Raw genomic sequence first — 23,939 nt, forward strand, 5'->3', positions numbered from 1 at the left:
TGGAAGGAGAGGCCCATGTCGTACCGCTTCATCGCAGCCCTCGGCTTATGGCTTGCTTGCACCGCGTGCTCCCAGAAGCAGGGGCAGGCCGAGGCACCGGCACCGGCTCAATCGGCGCCGCCTGCTGCTCCCGCCTTGGCCATCAGCGACATCACTCCTGGCGGCATTACCTACTTCAGCGAGCTGCTGCAGCATCAGGATTTCGCCAGCGCGTTCGAAGCGTTGTCCAACGCCGACCAGCTGCCTCCCTGGACCCATCAGGGCGGCACCTCCACGCCTGCCCAGCAGGTGCAGATAGAAGGGCGCACCCAGCTGCTCGCCGTGGCCTGCAAACCGCATGACTGCCCCATGGAACGCATCCTGGTCTTGTACGACGTGAACACGCACGCCATGTCCGGTTTGTTTGCGCGCCGCAAGGCGGGAGTCGCCAGTGATGTCGACAGCAATGATCCCGCCAATGACGATCTGATCTGGCTGGGCGCGCCGGATGAGGCGGCGAAGGCGTTGCTGCAGAAAAAACTGTATTCGCCCAACTGAGTCTGGGCGCTCCTGCAACGGCGTTACGGTTTCGCCGGGATGCGCAACCGCCACCACTCCGCGCCACCCATGCACAACACCAGCCACACCAGTCCGCTGGCATAGCCCGCCATCACGTCACTGAAGTAGTGCACCTGCAGCACGATGCGGCTGAGTCCGATCACCGTCACCATGGCCACGGCGCAGGCAATCACCAGACGGTGCCAGCGATGCGGAAGCACGCTCAGCAGCACATAGGCGAACATCCCGTAGAACACCATGGCGCCGAAGGCGTGGCCGCTTGGAAAGCTCCAGCTGTGTTCGACGATGAAGCCATGGTTGTGCAGCGGGCGAGGCCGCTGAAACACCGCCTTCAGGCCGCTGTTGATCGGCACGATGCCGACCATGGCCACCGTCCAGCAGGTCGCCAGCCGGAGCTGGCGGCGCCACAGCAGTACCGCCAGCACCACCGCAGTAGCCGTTGCCACCGAGCCCAGGTCGCCGAGATGCGAAACCGCCGCCACGACGCGTAGCACGGCCGGCTGCATGCGTTCGCGCAGATCCTCGGCCAGCGCGGCGTCGAAGCCGGGAAGCCACACCGTGGCTTCCGCCTTCAAGGCAATGGCGATGGCGGCGAACAGCAGTGACATGGCGATCAGCAGCATCAGCACGGTCAGCCCGCGGAGCACCCTGGGTTCGTATCCGGCTGCGATGGCGGCGTTGCGCTGACGGCGGTTCCAGAGCCAGGCGGCGTCTCCCGTAAGCACGGCCAGTATGAGCAGGCTGGCCCACACCATCAATGCGTGCCCGGCGATCCAATCGACCATGTCGTTCATCCAAACTCCTCAAAGCTGATCGCGCATCATCCCTATTGACGCGGGCGGCGTCGAGGGCGGCGAAGAGCCCGCTCAAAGTGCGCATTTAGAGACGGCAAACGGTGTCCTGATGGCGCGCCAGTACCCTCACCGTCATCCCAGCGAAAGCTGGGATCCAGTGCCTTCAAAACGCGCGGGACAATGAAAGTCGCTGGATGACCAGCCTTCGGCTGTTGTGAAGCGCTTCCAGCTTTCGCTGGGATGACGGTGAGGAACGAGGAGTGTGGCAAAGAAATGGTAAGCACGAGCCTGTCGACCAGGCAGATAGGCGCACGCTCTTGCTCCCATGACATGCAGCGCTGGTTTCAGCCCGCATTTGCCGCGATAGTGGGCGTCTTTGCCGATCCGGAGCCGATGGATGTCCCTGCGAGTACTGTCCCCGCGCGTGGTGGGTTGCTGCGCCTTGCTGATGCTTTCGGCGCCGGTATGGGCGCAGACGACGGCCCCTGCCGCATCTGCAGTGACCAGCAACGCTCAGCCGGCGCTGCCCGAACAGTTGCAGGATTTCGGCGCCTACGTGGACAGCGTTCGCAAGCAGTTCGATGTGCCGGGTATCGCCGTGGCCATCGTCAAGGACGGGCAGGTCGTGTTGGAGCAAGGCTCCGGCGTCCGCGAGCTGGGCAAGCCGGCAGCGGTGGATGCGCATACGCTGTTTGCCATCGCCTCCAACACCAAGGCGTTCACGGCGGCTTCGCTGCAGATGCTGGCGGAGGAGGGCAAGGTCAACATGGATGGCCGGGTCATCGACTATCTGCCCTGGTTCCAGATGTCCGACCCGTACGTCACGCGCGAAATGCGCGTTCGCGATTTGCTGGCGCATCGCAGTGGCCTGGGGTTGGGCGCGGGCGATTTGCTGTACTTTCCGCCGACGGGCTATTCCACCAAGGAAGTAGTGCAGCGCCTGCGCTATGTGCCGCTGGCGACGAGCTTCCGCAGCACCTATGCCTACGACAACATTCTGTTTGCGGTCGCCACGCTGGTGATCGAGCAGGTATCCGGTCAGAGCTACGCTGATTTCATTCGCACCCGCATCTTCAAGCCGGTGGGCATGAACGAGTCGCTTGTCGACATGACCGCGCTGAAACCGAGCATGGACGTGGCAACCGGGCATGCCAAATTCAACTTCACCGAACTGAAGCCGGTGCCGCCGATGGCCTGGTCGAACAACTCTGGCGCAGGCGGCATCTATGCCAGCGTGCACGACATGGCCAGGTGGATGAATGTGCAACTGGCCGGCGGCAAACTTCCTGACGGCACGGCGCTGTTCTCCGAAGACAGCCAGAAACAGATGTGGTCGATGCTGACGCCGATAAAGATCTCCGAACCGTCAGTGCTGGAACTGAAGGAAACCCGGCCCAACTTCTCGGGCTATGGTGAAGGCTGGTCACTGGCCGACTATCAAGGGCATCGGGTGGTGTCGCACACGGGCGGCTGGCCCGGCATGGTGTCGCGCGTTGCCCTGCTGCCGGAGCTGAAGCTGGGCGTGGTGGTGTTGACCAACCAGGAGTCGGGTGCCGCCTTCAATGCCGTGACCTTTCGCGTGCTGGATGCGTATCTGGGCCGGGACAAGAAGGACTGGGTTGCTGCTTACGCTGCGAACGTCAAAAAGTCCGAAGCCAACGCCGACGACAGCTGGAAGCATCACGAGGCCGCGCGCGACAAACACAGCAAGCCGTCGCTGCCGCTGGCCGAATACGCGGGTACGTTCCGTGATCCGTGGTATGGCGACATTGTGGTAAGCCAGCAGGGCGGCAAACTGCGTCTGGTGTTCTCCAAGACCGCGCAACTGGCGGGCACCATGGAGCCTTGGCAGCACGATACGTTCATCGTGCGCTGGGATGATCGCTCGCTCAACGCTGATGCCTTCGTCAGCTATGCGCTGGATGCCGACGGCAAGGTGCGCGAAGTGCGCATGCAACCTGTGTCACCGCTTACCGACTTCAGTTTCGATTTCCAGGATCTGCGGTTGTCTCCGGTGAAAAGCAGCAAGCGTTCCGCTGCAAACTGACGACACCATGGGCCGAGCGATGTGGCACGCGTGCGTTGCGGATGACTTGCGGCAGGGGGCGGCAGGCTGACCGGCACCTATAGTGAAGCTGCGTGCTTCCCCACACGCACTTCGCATGGCAGCGAAGATGTGCCTGTACGCGCGGCGCCACTCCGCGCAGAGAGAAAGTCATGGAACGTGTTGCGGGTCTGTTGATCGCGTTGTCTGCTCTGGTGCCGGCGATGGCACACGCCAGCTGCGAGTACGGTGTCTACGGCATCGAAGGGCATGAGGTGGTGGTGGTTTCCAATCCCACCGGTTCGCGCGCCGATGCCCCCGCGCGCTACACGTTTCTCGACGGACGACGTGGCGACATCAACGCCGCAGAAGGTCCGGTGCGTTGCGAAAACGGCATCGTCAGCGTCAAGGCGGCCGATGGACGTTTTGCGTCCTGGCCGAAACGGCCGTTGAAGGAAACGCCCACGCATTTCACCAGTCACGGCACGTCGCTGGCCGGTGTGCTGATCGAACCGGAAAACGCCAAGGGCAAGCCGCCGCTGGTGGTGTTTGTACATGGCGCGGAGAAAACGCCCGGCATCGGTGGCTATTACAGCTACGTGCTGGCCGCCGAAGGGCTCTCGGTGTTTGCCTACGACAAGCGGGGCACAGGTGCTTCCGAAGGCAGCTATACGCAGAATTTCGAGCTGCTTGGCGATGACGCTGCCGCCGCACTCAACGAGGCGCGCCGGCTCGCCGCCGGGCATTACAGCCGCGCGGGTTTCTTTGGTGGCAGCCAGGGTGGTTGGGTCGCGCCATTGGCGGCCAAGCTGGCCAAGGCAGATTTCGTCACGGTCGGCTTTGGCCTGGTACTGACGCCATTGGAGGAGGATCAGGAGCAGGTGACCGACGAAATGAAGGAGAAGAACTACGACCCAGCCGCGCTGGCCAAGGCCCGCGAAGTGACCGACGCCACCGGTGCCCTGATGGCATCGCATTTCACCAGTGGTTACGAGCGGCTGGCGCAAGTGAAGCAGCGTTATGCCGGCGAGCCGTGGTTGTCCAAGATCGAAGGCGAATTCACCGGCGATATCCTGGCCGACAAAGAGCAGGATCTGCGGCGCACCGGCGCACCGCGTCTGGATAACCTCAACATCATCTGGAATTACGACGCGCAGGCGGTCATCCGCTCGTTGAACGTGCCGCAGTTGTGGGTGCTTGCGGGCGACGACCGCGAGGCGCCGAATGAGCTCACCCGCGCGCGGCTTGCATCCTTCATCCGCGAAGGGCGGCCGATCGATCTGTATGTGTTTCCGCATACGGACCACGGCATCTACGAATTCGTGCAAAACGCGGACGGCACCCGTCGCTACACCCGCATCGCGGATGGCTACTTCCGTCTGCTGGCTGACTGGATAAAGCAGGACGCCACGCACGCACCCTATGGCAGCAGCGCGCGTACGCAAGCGCCTTCGCACTGACGCCACGCTGACGCCGGAGCGCCAATCCCAACGGCGCTTCAACGCATGAACTTGCGTTCGAATGATCGGTGGTTTTTGCGAACGGATTCACTCATCGTGCATCGTTGCGAATCACATCATGGCGCCGCCTAGGGGGAGGCGCGCCAAGTCGGTGCGCCGCTAAGGCGTTTCCGATGGAGAGACTGCATGAAGAGTTCACTGTTCGCACTGGCGCTCGGCGCCCTGGTGGCGTGCACCGCCGCCACGGCTGCGCCGCTTCAGTACGACCAAGACCACGACCGGTACGAGCATGATCGTGACCATGACGGTGATCATGATCGTGGCCGCGACCATGATCACGACCGCGATCATGACCACGACCGCGACCACGACCGTCGCGACTACGATCGCGACCATGATCGCCGCGATTACGATCACCACGGCTACGTGATCGTCCATGATCGCGGTGAACACGAAGGCTGGTATCGCCGCGGTGGCTACATTCCCGAGGAATACCGTGATCGCCGCTACGTAGTGGAAGACTGGCGCGAGTACCGCCTCGAGCCGCCGCCGCGCGACTACCAGTGGGTGCGCAGCGACAACGGCCAGTTCCTGCTGGTGGCAGTGGCCTCCGGCATCATCGCCAACATTGTGATCAACCCCTGATGCGGGTGCCGCATCGCCGGCGTTGCGATGCGGCTGACCGTTTGGGCGTTGCGGCGCTCCGCATGAAGTTGCGGCGTGCCATCACGGCGCCTAAACGCCCGTCAGGGCAGCGTGATCAAGTAGTCACGTGCTTGGCGCATAGTGAAAGCGACAGGCGTCAAAGCGCTTGAACGACATCAGGCAAGCTTGGCCCGGCCATTCATGACTGATGTCGCGGGAAGGGAGGCACGCCTCATACCGGGCGGGTTTCCCATGGGCAGACGAGTTCGCACGGGAGGGATCGAAGATGAAATCGTACGGTTTGATTGCAGTCTTGCTCGCAGGTCTTCTGGCAGGTCCGGCGGTTTACGCACAGCAGGCGTCCGCGCCTGCCGGCTCCACGGGACAATGCAAGGACGGCACCTATACCGACAACGCGACCAAGAAGGGTGCGTGCTCGGGACATAAGGGTGTGAAGGAGTGGTACAGCGCTGCCACCACCGGCGGTGCAGCCGCTGCGCCCGCGCCGGCCGCTGCTGCGGCACCGGCAGCAGCGCCTGCGGCCAGCGAGACGTCCAAGGCCGCCGCGCCAGCCAAGAGCAGCAAGTCGAGCTCGGAGCCGCCGGCTACGGCTGCACCGGGCGGTGGCCCGGGTCTGGTGTGGGTGAACGACAGCAGCAAGGTCTATCACTGTCCGGGCGACAAGTGGTACGGCAAGACCAAGGCGGGCTCGTACATGAGCGAAGCCGACGCCAAAAACAAGGGTTATCACGCTGACCATGGCAAGGCTTGCACCAAGTAAGCCCTGCAGGCGCGTTGTGTTTGCAGAAAGGGCCGGCGCATGCCGGCCCTTCTTTTCATGGGTGTGAGGCGTTAGTCGAACGGCTGGTTCAGGATACGCTGGCGTTGGCGGCGTGGTAGGCAGTGGGGTGGCGTAATCACATGAAATCAGCGCTGTGAAATGATTGTGCTTGTGTATCCAGTTGGATACAATTGAAGCATGGGCACGATCATTCAGTCCGATGTATTTGCTAAGTGGCTAATGGGTCTGAAGGATCAGACCGCAAAAGCGAAGGTGATTGTGCGAGTCAAACGCTTGGCTGCTGGCAATCTAGGTGATGCAAAACACTTTGAGGGCATCACTGAGCTTCGTATCGACTACGGTCCTGGCTACCGAATCTATGTCGCCAAGAAGGGTGACAAGCTGTACCTGCTGCTCTGTGGCGGTGACAAGTCTAGCCAGAAGAAAGATATAGAGAAGGCAAAGAAAATACTGGCGGCAACATAGCCGTCAGCGAACTCAGGTAGTGCCAGAAAGATCAGAATGATAGAGAAAGGTGACACCATGAACGTGACGTTCACAACGTTTGACGCTGCTGAGTATCTCGATAGCGATGAGGCCATTGCGGCTTATCTAAACGAGGTCATTGAGAGCGGCGATCCGGACCTGCTCCTTTCGGCATTGTCGGATATTGCACGTGCGCGCGGGATGGCGAAGGTCGCCGAAGATAGTGGGCTGGGGCGTGAGAGTCTCTACAAGGCGTTGCGTCCTGGGGCTAAGCCTGGGTTTGTCACCGTGTCAAAAATCATGGAAGCGCTAGGTGTCCGCATGAAGGTGAAGGTCAAAGTGCCGACCAAAAAGGCGAAGTCCGACTCATCTGGCAAAAAAATCCTGTCACGCAAGGCTTCCGCCAAATCAGCTCCTGCAGCGAAGCGCCGTAGCGCCGCTTGACGTTGTTTCGGCTTGCACCAATGGAGCCTTGCGGGCACATCGTGATTGCAGAAAGGGCCGGCGCATGCCGGCCCTTTTTTCGTGCGCGTGCGGCGTTAGTCGAGCCGCTTGTGGAACAGTCGTATCGATAGCGTCAGCATGACGGCAATGAAGGCAAGCAACGCCAGGCTGTCGGGCCACAGATCGCTGAGGTCGGCGCCGCGCAGCATGATGCCGCGGATCAGGCGGATGAAGTGGGTGAGTGGCAACAGCTCGGCAATCCACTGCGCGGGAGTCGGCATGCCCGCGAAGGGAAACATGAAGCCGGACAGCAGGATCGATGGCAGGAACACGAAGAAAGTCATCTGCATCGCCTGGAACTGCGATTTGGCGCGCGTGGAAATCAGCAGGCCCAGCGAGAGGTTGGCGAGCACCAGCAAACTGGCCGCCATATAGACGTCCCAAAGGCTGCCGCGTAATGGCACCTGAAATAGCCAGGCACCCAGCAACAACACCAGGGTGGTCTGGATCAGGCCGATGCCTGCATAAGGCAGCACCTTGCCGATCATCAGCTCGGTGCGACTCACCGGTGTGGTGATCAGAAGCTCCATGTTGCCGCGCTCGGTTTCGCGCACGATGGCTACGGCGGTGAACAGCACCATGGTCATGGTGAGGATCACGCCGATCAGGCCGGGCACGATGTTCACCGCGGAGCGTCGCTCCGGGTTGTAGAAACTGACCACGCTGATCGGTGTTTCCGTCGTGGCGTGGAAGTCGTCTGGCTGATTGAGCGGGTACTGCGCCAGTTGCCCGGCGGCGGACTGCACCACGTTGTCGCTGCCGTCCACCATCACCTGTATGGCCTCGCGACCGTCGAGCTTGCGCCGCTCGAAGTCGGGCGGTACTGCAATGCCCACGCTGATGCGGCCTTGCCGCAGCAGATCGATAAGCTGTTGCGGCGTCTGTGCGGTGGCGTGCTGCTCGATCACCTCGCTGGCAAGCAGATCCTGGACCGCCGCGCGCGAGCCCGCGGTCTGCGACTGGTCCGCCACGGCGGCCGGCAGGTAGCGCAGGTTGAGGTTGATCGCGTAACCGAACAGGATCAGCTGCAGCACCGGCATGCCCATGATCATGGCCAGCGTTACGCGGTCCCGCCGCAGCTGGCGGAGCTCCTTGATCATGATGGCCCAGAGGCGGCGAAGGTTCACGCGGCTTGCTCCTCGCGCTGCTGCTGCTGATGCGTCGCCACCACAAAGACGTCTTCAAGGCTGGGCGAGACAGCTTCGGTGTCGCCTTCCAGTCCCGCTGACGCGAGTCGGCTACGCAACGTGTCGACCGTGGCGCGGTTGTCGCGCATCAGTACCCGAAGTTCATTGCCGATCTGCGCCACACTCAGCACGCCAGGCGCGTCGGCAAGCGCGTCGCGCGCCGCGCGCGGGGAGTTGGCGCGGACGAGAAACGTGCGTCCCTCGAGCTCTCCGGTCAATTCCTTGGGCGTGCCGTCGGCCACCAGATTGCCGCGGTCGAGAATGGCCAGCCGGTGGCAACGTTCCGCCTCGTCCATGTAGTGCGTGGAGACGAGGATGGTGGTGCCGGTGTCGGCAAGCTCGAACAGCTTTTCCCAGAAGTCGCGGCGCGATTCCGGGTCGACCGCACTGGTGGGCTCGTCGAGCAACAACAGTTCGGGATCGTGCACGGTGGCGCCGGCCAGGGCGAGGCGTTGCTTCTGTCCGCCGCTCAGCGTGCCGGCCAATTGTTCCTGGCGATCGTCAAGGTGGTAGCGCTTAAGCAGTTCGGCAACGCGCGATTTTTCCCTCTGCCGGGAAAGGCCTTGCACGGTGGCCAGAAACTCCAGGTTCTGCCGTACCGACAGGTCGTCGAACAGCGAGAACTTCTGCGTCATGTAACCGATGCGCCGCTTGAGCTGCTCGGCCTGCTGAGGAATGTGCAAGCCGAGTACTTCGATGTCGCCCTCGGTGGGTGTCAGCAGGCCGCACAGCATGCGAATGGTGGTGGACTTGCCTGAGCCATTCGGGCCCAGAAAGCCGTACACGCAGGCGCGGGGCACGTCCAGGGTCACCGCATTGACGGCAACCAGCGTGCCGAAGCGTTTGGTGAGTCCGCGCGCGTGGATGGCCGTGTCAGTCATGTGCGGCCAGGCCGGTGAAGACGGCGGAGAGGGGGAAGCCTTGTGGCATGTCCTTGGCATCCGGCCCCAGTGCGATCTCGGCCAGATAGCTCAGGCGCGTGGCGTCATCGCCGCTTAGCGCGAAGTACGGCGTAAACGTCGGCTCGCTGCGGATCATGCGTACCTTGCCATGGAACACATGTTTGCCATCTTCAAGCGTCACCACGGCGGCATCGCCGACTTTCACCGAAGGACGTATCGCGGCAGGCACGTAAACGCGTGCATAAGGCGCGTCGCTGGCGAGCAAGATCACCAGCGGCGTACCGGGTTGCGCCTGGTCGCCGAGTTTGTAGGGAAGGCTGTCCACACGCACATCGCGTGGCGTGGTGAGGTCCAGCTTTTCCAGATCCACCGCGCGCGACGAAGCGGTAGCCGCTGCCGCCGCGACGGCTGCCCGCGCCTGCGCGATGTCTTCGGCACGCGAGCCGTTGAGCAGTTGGTCGAGCAGGGCGCGATCGGCGGCTACCGTTGCATCGGCGTTACCAGCCGATGCCTTGGCGCGATCAAGGTCGGCCGCGGAAACGAATTGCTTCATGGCGAGTGCGGACAGGCGCTGATAGAAGGCGTTGGCATCGCGTGCCTGGGCCTGTGCGCCGACCAGGTTGGCGCGCGCCTGGCGAATCTGCTCCTCGCGCGGGCCGTTGATCAGTTCCTGCAAGGCCTGTTGCTGCTGCCGCAGATCGGCCTGGGCGGCGTCCAGTGCCGCACGGGTACGCGTGGTCTCCAGCTGCATAATGCGTTTGCCGGAGGGTACGTACTCACCTTCGCGCACGTCGATTTGCACGATGTGTTCGGCAGCGGGCGCGGGCAGGGTGATGCGGTCGAACTCCAGCGTGCCCAGCACATGGGGTGGCTCACGATGGCAACCCGCCAAGATCAGGGTAGCCAGCACAGCAAATAGCAGCGGACGGCGCTTAGCGTTCATGCTTCCCTTCGATGCCTTGTGTCAGCAAAGCCAACGCATGATTGGCCATAGCGCCGGTGCTCAAATCCGCCTGAAAGACCTGGCGCCAGATCGGCGCGCCAGCTGCCGGGAAAAGCGTGAGCCCGATCAGCGACACCACCAGCAGCCGTGGGTCGAGATCGGGATTGAGCTGGCCTCGCTTCTGCGCCTCGGCAAAGCGAGCCGCCAGCATCTGCGGCACGATGGGCCCGATACGGCTGAACAACAACTCACGAAGTGCGCCGCCCTCGCTCAGTACCTCGCGAACCCACAAGGTGGGGAGCCACGGATGGGTATCGACGAGTCCAAGCACGCCATGCACGAAAGTGCTCACCAGCGCGTGCACGTCGTCGCCTGCGTCGGCGATGTGTTGGCGCAACGTGGCAATGGCCGGCATCAGGCGTTCCTCAAATACCGCATCACGCAAGGCCAGCTTGGTGCCGAAGTAATAGTTGAGCAAAGCCGGCGTGACGCCTGCCTGGGTGGCGATGCCGCGCAGGGAGGTGCCTGCAATGCCGTCGCGCACAAAGCAGGCCAGGGCGGCGTCGATGAGGCGCGGGCGCAAATCGGGGCTGTCGTTTCCGGGACGGCCCGGAGCGCGGCGGCCCGGGTTGCGATCGCGTGGTGCGCTGGGTTTGGCGGGGGTCATTGCATTAAATTATCTCTACGTATAATTTAATGCAAGTGACTGGCCGCAAAGGTTCGCCGCAAAGAACGAAGCCGGCATGAACCGGCTTCGGGGGCTACTGAAAGGCGTGTCCGGGCTTAGCTGTTGGGAACCACAGGCAGGCTGATGAAGCTCGTGGTGCCCGGCGTATGCCACACGCGTTGCGTCGCCTTCTGATAGTCCGCGGGCTTGGCGTCGAAGATGTTCGGTACGAAGGTCTGCGGATTGCGGTCGTACAACGGGAACAGGCTCGACTGCACCTGCACCATGATGCGATGGCCGGGCAGGAAGACATGGTTGGTCGTTGGCAGGCCAAAGCTGTAGAGCAGCGGCTGATCCGCCGTCAGTGCCTGCGGATGTTCAAAGCTGGTGCGGTAGCGCCCGCGGAAGATGTCCAGCGATACGGCCAGCTCATAGCCGCTCATGGTCGGGTTGGAGGGCACCACGTCCGGGTACACGTCGATCAGCTTGACCACCCAGTCGCTGTCGGTGCCGCTGGTGGAGGCATACAGGTTCACCTGCGGCGCGCCACCGATATGTACCGGTTGGGTCAGCGGATCAGTGACGTAGGTGAGGACGTCTGGACGGCCATCCGCGAAGCGCTGGTCATTCACCAGCCAGCGCGTCCAGGCATCGTGATCGGCGAAATGCACCGGGCGCGGCTGGTAGGGCACCGGCTTGGCCGGGTCGGAGACGTACTCGTCGTACTTGGCATCCTCTGCGCCCGGTGCCTGGAAAGAGAGTGCGCCATGCGCGCCCAGATACAGCGCCCTGGACTTGCTCGCACAACCCTTATCGCAACTGAGCGGCCACGATTTGAAGCGGTCCCAGCGATTTTCGCCGGTGTTGTAGATCAGCACCGGCGGCGTGTTGGCCTTGGGGGCGCCCGCCACCAGATACTGGTCGAAGAAGGGCTTGAGCACGTCGCGCCGGAATTGTAGTGACGTGTCGCCGTCCCACTGCAGCGGGCCCAGCGAGGTGCCGTCGTAGTTCACCTGGCTGTGGCGCCACGGCCCCATCACCAGGAAGTTCTTGTCGTTGCCCTTGTCCTTCGGCTCGGTCGCGGCGTAGCTGTGGATGGCGCCCCACATGTCTTCCTGATCCCACAAGCCCTGCAGCCACATGGTGGGCACGGTAAGCGGCTGCCCGGCCATGATCTTGTCCAACGCCTGGTTTTGCCAGAACGCGTCGTAAGCCGGGTGTTCGTGCAGCTTGCGCCAGAAGGCAAGTTGTTCGAAGCCGTTGGCACGCGCGTAGTCACCGGCGGAACCGGCGCGAAGGAAGTTGTCGTAGTCGTCGTAGCCGATGCGCGGCACGCTGTTGCCTTTGCCCTTCTGCGCGGTCTGGCCGTAGATGTAGTCGAAATTGGTCTGGCGATAGGCGCCGTAGTGGAACCAGTCGTCGCCCATCCAGCCGTCCACCATCGGGCTTTCCGGCGCGGCCACCTTCAACGCCGGGTGCGGATGGATCAGCGCCATCACTACCGTGAAGCCCTCGTAGGAGGAGCCGAGCATGCCGACGCGGCCGTTCGATTCAGGCAGATTCTTCACCAGCCAGTCGATGGTGTCGTAGGCATCGGTGGAGTGATCCACTTCGCTGCTGTTGAGCGGGCCGCGCAGCGGGCGCGTCATCACGTACTCGCCCTCGGAGCCGTATTTGCCACGCACGTCCTGGAACACGCGGATGTAGCCGCTGTGTACGAACACTTCATCACCCTGAGGCAACGTGGCATTCATGTGCGGCGAGGTGAAGCGCTCGGTGCGGCCGCTGGCGTCGTAGGGCGTGCGGGTAAGCAGGATGGGGGCGTTATGTGCGCCCTTGGGTATCACGATCACCGTATGCAGCTTCACGCCATCACGCATCGGGATCATCACTTCGCGCTTCACGTAGTCGTACGCGGCGGTCGACGGCGCGAACGTGGCCTGCGGAATATCCGGTGTCAGCGGCGCGGTCTGCGCCTGGGCAAGGGACGCGAAGAACGCAGTGATGGTGGCGGCGGCGAGCAGGGTACGGCGGATACGCATGAATCCTCCAGGCGGAACGGCGGTGCGATAGCCGTCCAAATCGAATCGGTGAGGTGGCGAAAAGGCGCCGTCATCGACTTTAAGGGAGCCGCACCCGGGCTCCCACCATGACTTCCTGCCTATACGCCTTATGCCCGCCCCGATGGCGGCGCCAGGAATGCGCAAGAATGGAGACGCGACAGCGGTGGAACGCCTCGACACTGGCTACGGTTCCCAGGAAGCCACGCCATGAAAGTCCATACCCGTCAGGACTATATGCAGCGCATCGACCGCGTCGTCGCCCTGCTGCAGGTGGCGGTGGAGCAGGGTGGGGAGCTGCCGGAGCTGGCGCAACTGGCCGCCGCCGCGCATCTGTCACCTTTCCATTTTCATCGCATCTATCGCGCCCTGGCCGGCGAAACCCTGGGGCAGACCGTGGCGCGTCTGCGCCTGCTGCGCGCACTGCACTTGCTGGCGGAACCGGAGAGCCGCGTGACCGAAGCCGCGCTGGCGGTGGGCTACGAAACGTCACAGGCTTTTGCGCGCGCGTTCCGGCAGGCCTTCGGCACCACACCCAGCGACATGCGAGGACAGCGCGAGCGTCTGGGCGAAGCGATCGAGCGTTTGCGTCAGCCGCCTGCCGAACGCGATGCCAGGGCGGCGGTGCTGAAGGTGGAGGTGGTGTCGGTCGAGCCGTTTCGCGTGGTGGCTAGGCGTTATGTCGGGGATCCGCGGAATCTGGATCAGGTGTATGCGGGCCTGTTCGAATGGGCGGCCGAACGATCGCTGCTGGACCGTCTGGACGGCATCTACGGCGTGCCTCATGACGATCCACGCGACGTGCCGCCGGAGCAATGTCTGTTCGACTGCGGGCTGGCTTTCTCCGGGACGGAGGTGCGTGCCGATGGCGATCTTCAGCCATTGCAGCTCGGTGGCGGCAGCTGGGCCCGGTGCCGCCATGTGGGCTCCTACGATGACCTGTACGACGTTACGGATCGGCTGATTGCCGGCTGGTTGCCGGGCAGCGGCTATGTGCTGCGCGATGAGTTGCCGTTCCGGCATTTCCTGGACGATCCCGAGGAAACACCGGAGGCCGTGTTGCGCGCGGACATCTACCTCCCCGTGGCGCCTTGTTGAGGCTATAGCGCCTCAGCCATCGTGCCCGGCCCACGGGTCGTAACTTCCGAACGACCACAGATGGCCTTCCGGGTCACGGCAACTGTAGCCGGCGCCGCCGTAGTCCTTTTCGGCGTACTCGTCGACGATGACGGCACCCGCCGCTTTAGCCTGGTCGTAGTGCGCCTTGCAATCCTTCACCACGACATACGGGCATTGCGTTTCGCTACCGCCGATCTGGTCAGGCTGCTGCATGCGCTTGCCGAATGCGTTGTCGCGTACCGAGCCGAGCATCAGCATGCCGTTGCCGTAGACCAGTTGAGCGTGTGCCACGCCGCCCTGATCATCGTCGTATACGGCGTGCTTGCTGAAGCCGAACGCTTTGCACAGCCATTCGATGGCTGCGTGCGCATCGCGGTAACGCAGGCCGGGAATGATGGTGCTGCCGGCTTTCGTGGCGGGACTCATGGGCTTTGCTCCGTCAGTTGGGACGGGCCACAGCCTAGCCCGATGGATGCGGGTGTCTTGTCGATTTTCTGAGTCCGGCGAGCGTCAGCCGCCCTTGTCACCGTCAACGGCGCGCGGCCAGGCGCGCCGCACCGGGGTTTCCAGTTTCTCGTCGAGGCGGGCGCGGTTGCGGCCGGCCAGCTTGGCCCGGTACATGGCAAGGTCCGAGCGCTCGACCAGTGAATCCACCGTGTCCTCGAGCGCTCGCATGGCTATGCCAATGCTGATGGTCAGCAACAGCCCTTCGTTGTTCACCGGGATATCCAGCCGATGCACACGGCGGCACAGTCGCGTCGCCACTTGCATGGCCTGATTCTTCTCCACGCCGTAAAGCATGGCGACAAATTCTTCGCCGCCGTAGCGGCCGAGCAGGTCATGCGGACGTAACTCGTTGCGAAGCGCGCCAGACACGGCCACCAGTGCGCGATCGCCAGCCGCATGTCCCTGACGGTCGTTGAGGATCTTGAAGTGATCCAGGTCGAGAAACAGCAGCGCAATCGGTTGCGTACCGCCGCTGGCAAGCACCTTGCCCACTGCCTCGGACCAGGCCCGGCGGTTCAGGACACTGGTGAGTGCATCGTGGTCGGCAAGTCCCTGCACCAGATCACGATCGCGGCGCATGCTCAGTGCGCGGTCGGCCAGGCCCAGTGACAGCACGATGGCTTCAAACGCGCCGGCGGCAAGGCATGCATCGCTGAGCCAGGTGACATCGGGCAGCGTGCCGTTCACCTGACTGCTGGAGAGCGCCGTCAGTGCGAGCAGTGGCGTCCAGCCTGCCAGGAAGAAGCCGGCAGGCCTGGAACCGCGTATCGCCGCTGCCACCGCCGCCCCCAGCAACAGCAAGGTGCCAAACACCAGCAACGGACCAATCAACACCTGCGCGGTCTGTTGCAGCACGGAAATCTGGCAATTGCGCAGCAGCACCACCAGCAGCATGCCGACCGCCAGTGCAATCGTGGGTGCATGCAGCGACGGTGCGTAGCGCGGCAATTCGCAGAAGTGAGCGACGAACATCGCTGCGAACGCCAGCGACATCGCCATGGCGGATGCACTGAGCAGCGTGGCGGACCCGGCCAGCCAGCGCATCTCCAGCGGATGAAACACGTAGCCGGTCTGAATACCCAGTATCAATGCATAGCAAAGTACATAGCCGGCATACCAGGCAAAGGTACTGTCGCGCAGCAGTATCGCCAGACACAGCGCCATCAACGACATCGCCACCATGGTGGCGAAACAGGCGCTGGCAAAGGCAAGCCATTGCGCATCGGACTGCAGGTATTCATGCCATGTCTGCAGTTGGAAGCTGACGGGAGACGCACGCTCCGGAACCGGCTCGAAGCGAAGAAGCACGGGCGTAGAGGCGGGCGTGTCGGCGGTGATGCGATAGGCCAGGCGACCGTGGCCGTGAGCATTGGCACTGAAGTCATCCAGCGAGAGGGTGATGGGCGTACCGTCCGCACGGAACATGCTCACCGCGGTCAGCGGGGGCGGATAGATCACCAGCACTCGCTCTTCGCTCACCCGCGGAGGCTGCGGTTGCAGCACCACCCACGTGCCCGTGCCCTGCGTAGAGAAACGCTGCAGCAGATTCGGATCAAAGGTGGTGAGTTCGCCGCGGCGATAGGCATCCAACACAAACTGCGGCGTGTCGCCGGGTTGCGCTTCGCGCACGGCGCCGGTGAGGGGTGTGCTGGCATGCGCCGAAAGGACGAGCAACACCATGGCAAGGATGCCAAGCACCCATCGCCAATGGCTCCACGCCGCTGTCGAAGCGACTCGCCCGCTCATGCATTGATCCCCTGTTACGACACACCTCGTTCCCGCAGGTAGTGCATCTTTCCAAGGCTGTTCCGGTTATCCCTGTGGAGAAAACCCCGCGGTACCGGTGGCGCGGAGAGGGCCTCATCCTTGTGCGTGCAGGGCGCTCGTTCTGCGCCGGCCCCTCTGACATCAAAGCGATATGGATGGCTCTACAACAGCATGCCACAAGCGCGAGCGCTGCGTAGGCGCGTCCTCACGCGGGTTTAACGATTATCGCTGCCATGCTGTATGTCTTAAGGCATATATCCCGTATCCCCACCCCCAGGAGAGCACGTGTATGAGCAAGATTCGTGTGGCCGTACTGATTGGCAGCCTGCGCAAGGATTCCTTCAACCGCCAGCTGGCGCACGCCGTGGAGCAACTGGCGCCCGCCGATTTCAGCTTCGAACACCTTCGCATCGATAACCTGCCGTTGTACGACCAGGACTTCGACGGGGATTACCCCGATGAATGCAAACGCCTCAAACAGGAAGTGGCTGCCGCCGATGCGCTGCTGTTCGTGACGCCTGAATACAACCGCTCCATGCCCGGTGTGCTGAAGAACGCGATCGACATCGCTTCGCGCCCTTGGGGCACCAATTCCTTTGCGGGCAAGCCGGGCGCAGTCATTGGCATGTCAGTGGGTGCCACGGGTACCGCGCTGGCGCAGCAGCATCTGCGTAATGTGCTGGCCTACCTGGACGTGCCGACCCTGGGGCAGCCGGAGGTATTCATGCAGCACAGGGAAGGCACGTTCGATGCCGAAGGGCATATCGGCCACGAGAGCACGAGGAAATTCTTGCAGGGATTTGTGGACCGGTATGTGGCGTGGGTGAAGCTGAACCTCAAGAAGTAAGTTCAGCCTCAACAGGGAGCGGAGTCTCAGGCCTCCGTTCCCGCGCCTGTCCCACACAACTTCTCAAGCAACTGTAGCTGCACATTGCGCACGTTCGGACTGGTGGAGGGATGGGTGCGTACATAGCGGCCGTCGGGATGCAGCAGCCACGCGCAGGAGTTGTCGGTCAGATACAGCTCCAGCTCTTTCTTCAGGCGGTTCTGCAGCTTCTTGCCTTCCACCGGGAAGCCGGTTTCCACGCGACGATCCAGGTTGCGCTCCATCAGATCCGCGCTGGCCAGATAGAACTGCTCATCGCCGTTGTTATGGAACCAGTACACGCGGCTGTGTTCCAGGAAGCGACCCACAATCGAGCGCACGCGAATGTTGTGCGATACGCCCGGCACGCCGGGGCGCAGACAACACATGCCGCGCACGATCAGGTCGATCTTCACGCCCGCGATGCTCGCCTTGTACAGCGCGCGGATCATCTTGGCGTCGGTGATGGCGTTGACCTTGATGATGATCTGCGCCGGCCGTCCGGCCGTTGCGTGCGCGGTTTCGCGCGTGATCATTTCCAGCAGCGTCTTCTTGAGGGTGAAGGGCGCATGCAGCAGCTTCTTCATCTGCAGCAGCTTGCCCATGCCGGTCAGCTGGCTGAAGAGCTTGTGCACGTCCTCGCACAGCGCCGCATCGGAGGTGAGCAGGCTGTAGTCGGTGTAGAGACGTGCGTTGCCGGTGTGGTAATTGCCGGTGCCGAGATGCGCATAACGCACCAGCTCGTCACCTTCACGGCGCTGGATAAGCATCAGCTTGGCATGCGTTTTCACACCTACCACGCCGTAAATCACCATCGCGCCAGCCTGCTGCAGGCGTGAGGCGAGCGTCAGGTTCGACTCTTCGTCGAAGCGCGCGCGCAGCTCGATCACCACGGTGACTTCCTTGCCCGCGCGTGCAGCGTCCACCAGCGCGTCGACGATCTCGGAGTTGGCGCCGCTGCGATAGAGCGTCTGCTTGATCGCAAGCACGCTGGTGTCTTTGGCTGCCTGGTGCAGCAGGTCTACCACCGGCGCAAACGACTCATAGGGGTGTAGCAGCAGCACGTCCTGCCGGCCGATCACCTGGAACAGGTCCTCGGCTTTCTTCAATGCCTTGGGAATGGACGGCGTGAACGACGGATATTGCAAGTCCGGGCGCTGCGTCTTGGTGATCAGCCCGAACAAGCGTGCAAGGTTTACCGGGCCGTTCACTTCGTACATTTCGGCGGCGGTGAGGCCGAACTGGCGCAGCAGGTAGTCGGTGAGTTCCGGCGGGCAATTGTCGGCCACTTCCAGACGCACCGCGTCGCCGAAACGGCGCGAATACAGCTCGCCGCGAAGCGCACGGGCGAGGTCTTCGACATCTTCCGGGTCGATGGTCAGATCGGCGTTGCGGGTCAGGCGGAACTGATAGCAGCCACGTACCGACATGCCGGGGAACAGTTCTTCGGCGTGTGCGTGGATGATCGAGGACAGCAGCACGAAGTTTTCGCCGCCTTCGCTGACATCTTCCGGCAGGCGGATCAGGCGCGGCAGTACGCGCGGCGCCGGCACAATGGCCAGGCCCGAATCGCGCCCGAACGCATCGGTGCCTTCCAACTGCACGATGAAGTTAAGGCTCTTGTTGACCAGCAGCGGAAACGGGTGCGTGGGATCGAGGCCGATCGGCGTCACCAGCGGCGCCACTTCCTTACGAAAATAGCGGCGCACCCATAGCTTTTGTTTCTGCGACCACTCGTTGCGCCGCACGATGCGAATGCCGTGGCGTGCGAGCTCGGGCAGGATGCGGTCGTTGAGAATCGCGTACTGGCGTTCGATCTGCTTGTGCGTGATCTCGCTGATTTCGGCCAGCGCCTTGCGCGGGGCCATGCCGTCGGGGCCGACGATCTCGTGGTCGAAGGCGATCTGGCTCTTGAGGCCCGCCACGCGAATCTCGAAGAACTCGTCCATGTTGCTGGAAAAGATCAGCAGGAACTTGAGCCGCTCGAGAATCGGCTTGCGCTCGTCCAGTGCCTGTTCCAGCACGCGGATGTTGAACTGCAGCTGTGACAGCTCGCGATTGATGTAGAGATTGGCGTCATTGAGGTCGGGCGCGGCGGCGGGCGCCGGCGCAGGCGCCTCGGCGGGCATGTCGCGCACGGTCGTGCTGGTTTCGGTGTCACGGACGGCCTGGGGTCGGACGACATCGGTACTCATCGGTTCACCGTTTGTTGGGCGGAGCGCGAGGCGGTCGCGTTTACCCGCAAGGGAGCATAGTACGGCGCCGATAACGACCGGGCCATGGCAGCACAGCACGCAGTTCGCGCTGTCACGTCACCGACATATTGCACGTCCTGCCTGACGTAACCATGACAATGCATGGCGCATCGTCACGATACCGTGACGCAGCATTTACATCGCGGAACCCGACAGATAACGGCTGGGAGCGGCCCCGAGCACGCGTCGAAATGCGGCGGTGAAGGCACTGGGATTTCCGTAGCCAAGATCCACCGCCACCTGCGTAATCGATTCGCCATGGCCAAGACGCGTCAGCGCGGACAGCAGGCAGGCCTGCTGCCGCCACGCGGTGAAGCTCATGCCGGTTTCCTCGCGGAAGGTGCGTGTGAAATGACGCCGGCTCATGCCAGCGCGGCGTGCCATGTCGTCAATCTTCACTTCCTGCGAAGGCTGCATCAGCAATTCGCGACACAGGGCCGCCAGACGTTTCTCGTGTGGCAGCGGCGCACTCAGTGGCAGCACGGGCATGCGGCCGATTTCGTCGACCAGCAGCGCCATCACGCGGCCATCGCGGCCGCCGAGCTCGTACTCAGCGGGGAGATCCACCGCTTCCATCAGCAGTTCGTGGAGTAGGGGAGACACCGCGATGACCTGGCAGTGCGAGGGAAGACCGGCGGCTTTGGCCACGTCGGGCGTCACGTAGGCACTGCGCGTGGAGACCTGACCGCCCATAAGCACTTCGTGGGTGACGCCGGGCGGGATCCACAGAGCCCGGCGTGGCGGCACCACCCAGCTGCCTTCGCTGGTGATGGTGGTGAGTACGCCGGTCGAGGCGTAAAGCAGCTGGCCCCGCCGATGCGAGTGCGCAGGCAGCACGTAGTGGGGCGGATAGTCGTTGCCCGTGGCGATGACATCGCGGGGCGTGTTTTCGTAGATATCGGCGCGGGTGTTGCGCACGGATTTGGCCCATTTTCAATAGAAGCTGACCCAATGCTGTGTGCGGGCCGGGCTCGGCCACTTTAAGGTGATGACCCTGGCGACGCAAGCTGCGACGCCGTGCCGCAGCCACCACCAACACGAGTCCCCATGCAAACCCGCGTCGATGACCTGCCGCTACCTGCGGCATCCACCAGCCATGCCGAACACGGCACCGAATTCCGCATCCTGGGGGCGATCAGCTTTTCGCACCTGCTCAACGACATGATTCAGTCGTTGATCCTGGCGATCTATCCCATCCTCAAGAGCAACTTTGATCTCAGCTTCGCGCAGATCGGCCTGATTACGCTCACCTACCAGATCACCGCATCGCTGCTGCAGCCTGCCGTGGGCATCATCACCGACAAGAAGCCGATGCCGTACTCGCTACCGGTGGGTATGGGCTTCAGCTTGTGCGGCCTGTTGTTGCTCGCCACCGCGCCGAACTTCGCGGTGTTGCTGGTGGCGGCGGCGCTGGTGGGTACGGGGTCGTCGGTGTTCCACCCCGAATCGTCGCGTGTGGCACGCATGGCTTCGGGCGGGCGTCATGGCCTGGCCCAGTCGCTGTTTCAGGTAGGCGGTAATGCCGGTGCTTCGTTGGGTCCGCTGCTGGCGGCGTGGATCATCGTGCCGCATGGCCGCGGAAGCGTGGCGTGGTTCTCGCTGGCGGCGCTGCTCGCCATCGTGGTGCTGCTGCAGGTGAGCCGCTGGTATCGCGATCATCACGCCGTGCGCGGCAAGGCCAAGGCGCGGCACGCGTCGTTGCTGACGTTGACGCGTGCGCAGGTGGCGTGGTCGCTGCTTGTGCTGGGCCTGCTGATTTTCTCCAAGTATTTCTATCTGGCGAGCATCAGCAGCTATTACACGTTCTACCTGATCCACAAATTTGGCGTGTCGGTACCCAACGCGCAGACGCACCTGTTTGTGTTTCTGTTTGCCGTGGCGGCGGGCTCGTTGATCGGCGGTCCCGTGGGTGATCGCATTGGCCGCAAGTGGGTCATCTGGGCATCGATTCTCGGTGTTGCACCGTTCACGCTGTTGCTGCCGCATGCCAATCTGTTTTGGACTGGCGTGTTGACGGTGGTGATTGGCTTGATCTTGTCTTCGGCGTTTTCGGCGATTCTGGTTTATGCGCAGGAGCTGATCCCTGGGCGAGTGGGAATGATCTCCGGGCTGTTCTTTGGTTTTGCGTTTGGTATGGGTGGCATTGGTGCTGCCGTGCTTGGGCATATCGCGGATGCGCGGGGCATTGAGTATGTGTATGGGGTGTGTGCGTATTTGCCGTTGATCGGGATGATTACGGTGTTTTTGCCGGATGTTGAGAAGAAGGTGAGGGTGGGGCAGGCGTGAGGCCTGCACGCTCTTAGCTCCCTCTCCCCTTCGGGGAGAGGGTTGGGGTGAGGGGCGGGTGCTCGCGGTAACGTTCATTCCCCTCACCGTCATCCCAACGAAGGCTGGAAGCGCTTCACAACAGCCGAAGGCTGGTCATCCAGTGACTTTGCTCTTTCGCCGTCACGTAGCGATACCGCGACCTGGCTCGCCTGCGGCGGGCTTCCGAACCGCTGCCGCGGTCCGGGTCACTTCTCTTTGCGTGGCCAAAGAGAAGTAACCAAGAGAAAGGCCACCCCGATGGCGCGCCTTCCGGGCTTGCAGCCCGGAAGGTTCGCGGGCGGGTTACGGGGTTTTTCGACAGGACATCCCTGTCCTGTCGAAAAACTGGCCGGCATCCTTGCCGGCCACCCTGCGGGCTGATCCTCCACCCGCCCGCCGCGCCATAGGGGCCCGGAGGTCAAGAGCGAAAGCCAGAGCCAGAGCCAGAGCGGCGCGCGACGCGCGCCAGAAGCAGAGTTCGTGATTTCTCCATGCCCATGGGTTCCCTGTAGGAGCGCACTTGTGCGCGACCGCCGCGTCCCGTCATTGCCGCTCCGTAGGCCGGTCGCGCACAAGTGGGCTCCTACAGAAAAAAGCACGCGATATGAGGTGATGCGATGTGCCGCGCCAGCGGCACGAGCCGTGCGCTTTTGATCTGCGGGGCCCCTGTGCGGCGGTGAGGGTTGGACGATCAGGCCCGCAGGGGGATCGGCATGGATGCCGATCCCTTTTCGTCAGGGCAGGAAGCCCTGTCGAAAAGCCCGGCCAACCCTCACGGACTTGCCGGGCCATAAGGCCCGGCAAGCGCCAAGCGGGGTGCCTTTTCTCTTGGTTACTTCTCTTTGGGCAAGCAAAGAGAAGTGACCCGGCGATCGGCAGATCGTCGGAAGCCCGCCGCAGGCGAGCCAGGTCGCGAAGTAGCCACAGAAGGGCAAAACACAAAGCTGACAGATAGAAACGTTACCGCGAGCACCCGCCCCTCACCCCAACCCTCTCCCCGGAGGGGAGAGGGAGTTGAAGGCGCGCCGCCCGCGACTGAGGGCGCAAGCACAACCCCTATCAGATAACGACGGGCTCCGGCTCCAACCGCACCCCAAACTTCACCCGCACACCTTCAATCACGCGTTGCGCAAACGCCCACAGCTCCGCGCCAGTCGCGTGCCCATGATTCACCAACACCAACGCATGCCGATTGGAGATGCCAGCATCGCCTTCACGCATCCCCTTAAATCCACTGCTTTCGATTAACCATGCAGCGGACAGTTTCCAGCGCCCATCACTGCCCACCCACGACACCAGCTCCGGATGCTCGCGTTTGAGTGCCTCGCCAACGGAGGCATCGACGATGGGATTCTTGAAGAAACTGCCTGCGTTACCGATCACCGCCGGATCGGGCAACTTTCGCGTGCGCAGATGCACCACGGCTTCCGCAACATGGAAAGGCGCGGGCTTGGCGATGCCCATGCGATCCAGCTCCTCGCGAATCCCCGCGTAGTCCATGCGAAGCTCGCGCGTACGAGGCAAAGCGAAGCGGACGGCCGTAACGATGTAGCGCCCAGGCTGATGCTTGAAGACGGAATCGCGATAGGCGAACGCACATGCTGCGCGATCGAGCGTTGCGACGCGACGCTCCTGCGTGTCCCACGCCTCCACGCTCTCGATGAACTCAGCGACTTCAGTGCCATAGGCGCCAATGTTCTGGATGGGGGCAGCGCCAACGGTGCCGGGAATCAGAATGAGATTCTCCAGACCGGCGAATCCCTGGCCGAGCGTCCAGCGCACGAAGTCGTCCCAGCGCTCGCCAGCGGCGACGGCGATGCGCGCGACTTCGCCATCCTGTTCCACCTGCACGCCACGGGTGGCCATGGCCAGCACAGTGCCGTCGAAGTCGCCGGTAAGCAGCAGGTTGCTGCCTTCGCCCAATACCAGCAACTTGCCGTTGCGAACGGCGGGGAAGTCCAGCAGTTCCGGGAGTTTCGATGCGTCGTGCACTTCGGCAAGCAACCTGGCGCGCGCATCGACACGCAAGGTGTTGCGCGTCCCCATCGGGGCGTTCTCGATCAGCGTGTAGCCGCCCATATCGATGCG

Annotated in this window: 21 protein-coding genes; 10 read left to right on the forward strand and 11 right to left on the reverse strand. The window is 62.9% G+C overall.

The genetic code is table 11. The features are described from left to right. Positions 1–15 precede the first annotated feature (15 nt). The gene (locus tag OQE56_RS10330; protein ID WP_267224074.1) at positions 16–537 is read left to right on the forward strand and encodes an Ivy family c-type lysozyme inhibitor; all 522 of its coding nucleotides are present in this window, start codon (positions 16–18) and stop codon (positions 535–537) included. A gap of 23 nt (positions 538–560) precedes the next feature. Here OQE56_RS10330 and OQE56_RS10335 read toward each other — a convergent pair whose 3' ends face one another. After that, positions 561–1,352 carry a phosphatase PAP2 family protein gene (locus tag OQE56_RS10335; protein WP_267224076.1) on the reverse strand — a complete coding sequence of 264 codons (792 nt, stop codon included), beginning with the start codon at positions 1,350–1,352 and terminating at the stop codon, positions 561–563. Positions 1,353–1,749: 397 nt separating this feature from the next. On the opposite strand from OQE56_RS10335, the gene OQE56_RS10340 reads away from it, so the two are divergent. From OQE56_RS10340 to OQE56_RS10365, 6 genes are all read left to right on the forward strand, one after another. Next, the gene (locus OQE56_RS10340; protein WP_267224078.1) at positions 1,750–3,399 is read left to right on the forward strand and encodes a serine hydrolase; all 1,650 of its coding nucleotides are present in this window, start codon (positions 1,750–1,752) and stop codon (positions 3,397–3,399) included. Between the two features lie 170 nt (positions 3,400–3,569). Continuing rightward, a complete protein-coding gene (locus OQE56_RS10345; protein ID WP_267224080.1) occupies positions 3,570–4,856 on the forward strand; it encodes an alpha/beta hydrolase in 1,287 nt (428 codons plus the stop codon). Positions 4,857–5,042: 186 nt separating this feature from the next. Then, positions 5,043–5,501: an RcnB family protein gene (locus OQE56_RS10350; RefSeq protein WP_267224082.1), complete on the forward strand. Its 459-nt coding sequence runs from the start codon at positions 5,043–5,045 to the stop codon at positions 5,499–5,501. Between the two features lie 286 nt (positions 5,502–5,787). Beyond that, entirely contained in the window at positions 5,788–6,282 is a 495-nt protein-coding gene (locus tag OQE56_RS10355) for a DUF3761 domain-containing protein (RefSeq protein WP_267224083.1), read from the forward strand. Between the two features lie 198 nt (positions 6,283–6,480). Beyond that, positions 6,481–6,768, forward strand: a complete 288-nt coding sequence (locus OQE56_RS10360) for a type II toxin-antitoxin system RelE/ParE family toxin (RefSeq protein WP_267224085.1) — start codon at positions 6,481–6,483, stop codon at positions 6,766–6,768. 57 nt (positions 6,769–6,825) lie between these two features. Further along, complete coding sequence (locus tag OQE56_RS10365) at positions 6,826–7,212, forward strand: addiction module antidote protein (RefSeq protein ID WP_323748575.1); 387 nt, start codon at positions 6,826–6,828, stop codon at positions 7,210–7,212. Positions 7,213–7,307: 95 nt separating this feature from the next. Here the strand turns inward: OQE56_RS10365 and OQE56_RS10370 are convergent, their stop codons facing one another. The 5 genes from OQE56_RS10370 to OQE56_RS10390 all read right to left on the reverse strand — a co-directional run bounded on the left by OQE56_RS10370 (position 7,308) and on the right by OQE56_RS10390 (position 13,013). Then, complete coding sequence (locus OQE56_RS10370) at positions 7,308–8,399, reverse strand: ABC transporter permease (protein WP_267224087.1); 1,092 nt, start codon at positions 8,397–8,399, stop codon at positions 7,308–7,310. Then, positions 8,396–9,325: an ABC transporter ATP-binding protein gene (locus OQE56_RS10375; protein ID WP_267224356.1), complete on the reverse strand. Its 930-nt coding sequence runs from the start codon at positions 9,323–9,325 to the stop codon at positions 8,396–8,398. The genes OQE56_RS10370 and OQE56_RS10375 overlap by 4 nt, the downstream gene beginning before the upstream one ends. A gap of 7 nt (positions 9,326–9,332) precedes the next feature. Then, positions 9,333–10,304, reverse strand: coding sequence for an HlyD family secretion protein (locus tag OQE56_RS10380; protein ID WP_267224089.1), 972 nt, complete (start codon positions 10,302–10,304; stop codon positions 9,333–9,335). Next, positions 10,294–10,971, reverse strand: coding sequence for a TetR/AcrR family transcriptional regulator (locus tag OQE56_RS10385; RefSeq protein ID WP_267224090.1), 678 nt, complete (start codon positions 10,969–10,971; stop codon positions 10,294–10,296). The genes OQE56_RS10380 and OQE56_RS10385 overlap by 11 nt, the downstream gene beginning before the upstream one ends. Positions 10,972–11,087: 116 nt before the next feature. After that, positions 11,088–13,013 carry a CocE/NonD family hydrolase gene (locus OQE56_RS10390; RefSeq protein ID WP_267224092.1) on the reverse strand — a complete coding sequence of 642 codons (1,926 nt, stop codon included), beginning with the start codon at positions 13,011–13,013 and terminating at the stop codon, positions 11,088–11,090. 228 nt (positions 13,014–13,241) lie between these two features. Here OQE56_RS10390 and OQE56_RS10395 point away from each other — a divergent pair, with 228 nt between their 5' ends. Further along, on the forward strand, positions 13,242–14,129 hold the full coding sequence (locus OQE56_RS10395) for an AraC family transcriptional regulator (RefSeq protein WP_267224093.1): 888 nt from the start codon (positions 13,242–13,244) through the stop codon (positions 14,127–14,129). Positions 14,130–14,141: 12 nt separating this feature from the next. Here OQE56_RS10395 and OQE56_RS10400 read toward each other — a convergent pair whose 3' ends face one another. Continuing rightward, positions 14,142–14,576, reverse strand: coding sequence for a VOC family protein (locus tag OQE56_RS10400; protein ID WP_267224095.1), 435 nt, complete (start codon positions 14,574–14,576; stop codon positions 14,142–14,144). An 84-nt stretch (positions 14,577–14,660) separates the two neighbouring features. Then, a complete protein-coding gene (locus tag OQE56_RS10405) occupies positions 14,661–16,403 on the reverse strand; it encodes a GGDEF domain-containing protein (RefSeq protein ID WP_267224096.1) in 1,743 nt (580 codons plus the stop codon). A 310-nt stretch (positions 16,404–16,713) separates the two neighbouring features. On the opposite strand from OQE56_RS10405, the gene OQE56_RS10410 reads away from it, so the two are divergent. Then, a complete protein-coding gene (locus tag OQE56_RS10410) occupies positions 16,714–17,271 on the forward strand; it encodes an NADPH-dependent FMN reductase (protein ID WP_267224098.1) in 558 nt (185 codons plus the stop codon). A 26-nt stretch (positions 17,272–17,297) separates the two neighbouring features. Here the strand turns inward: OQE56_RS10410 and ppk1 are convergent, their stop codons facing one another. After that, on the reverse strand, positions 17,298–19,418 hold the full coding sequence (gene ppk1 / locus OQE56_RS10415; protein ID WP_425601620.1) for a polyphosphate kinase 1: 2,121 nt from the start codon (positions 19,416–19,418) through the stop codon (positions 17,298–17,300). Positions 19,419–19,679: 261 nt separating this feature from the next. Next, positions 19,680–20,462: an AraC family transcriptional regulator gene (locus OQE56_RS10420; RefSeq protein ID WP_267224102.1), complete on the reverse strand. Its 783-nt coding sequence runs from the start codon at positions 20,460–20,462 to the stop codon at positions 19,680–19,682. 129 nt (positions 20,463–20,591) lie between these two features. On the opposite strand from OQE56_RS10420, the gene OQE56_RS10425 reads away from it, so the two are divergent. Further along, positions 20,592–21,830, forward strand: coding sequence for an MFS transporter (locus tag OQE56_RS10425; protein WP_267224104.1), 1,239 nt, complete (start codon positions 20,592–20,594; stop codon positions 21,828–21,830). Positions 21,831–22,910: 1,080 nt separating this feature from the next. Here the strand turns inward: OQE56_RS10425 and murB are convergent. Continuing rightward, positions 22,911–23,930, reverse strand: coding sequence for a UDP-N-acetylmuramate dehydrogenase (gene murB / locus OQE56_RS10430; protein WP_267224358.1), 1,020 nt, complete (start codon positions 23,928–23,930; stop codon positions 22,911–22,913). Positions 23,931–23,939: the final 9 nt, after the last annotated feature.

Source organism: Dyella silvae, from assembly GCF_026421305.1.
GTDB lineage: Bacteria > Pseudomonadota > Gammaproteobacteria > Xanthomonadales > Rhodanobacteraceae > Dyella > Dyella silvae.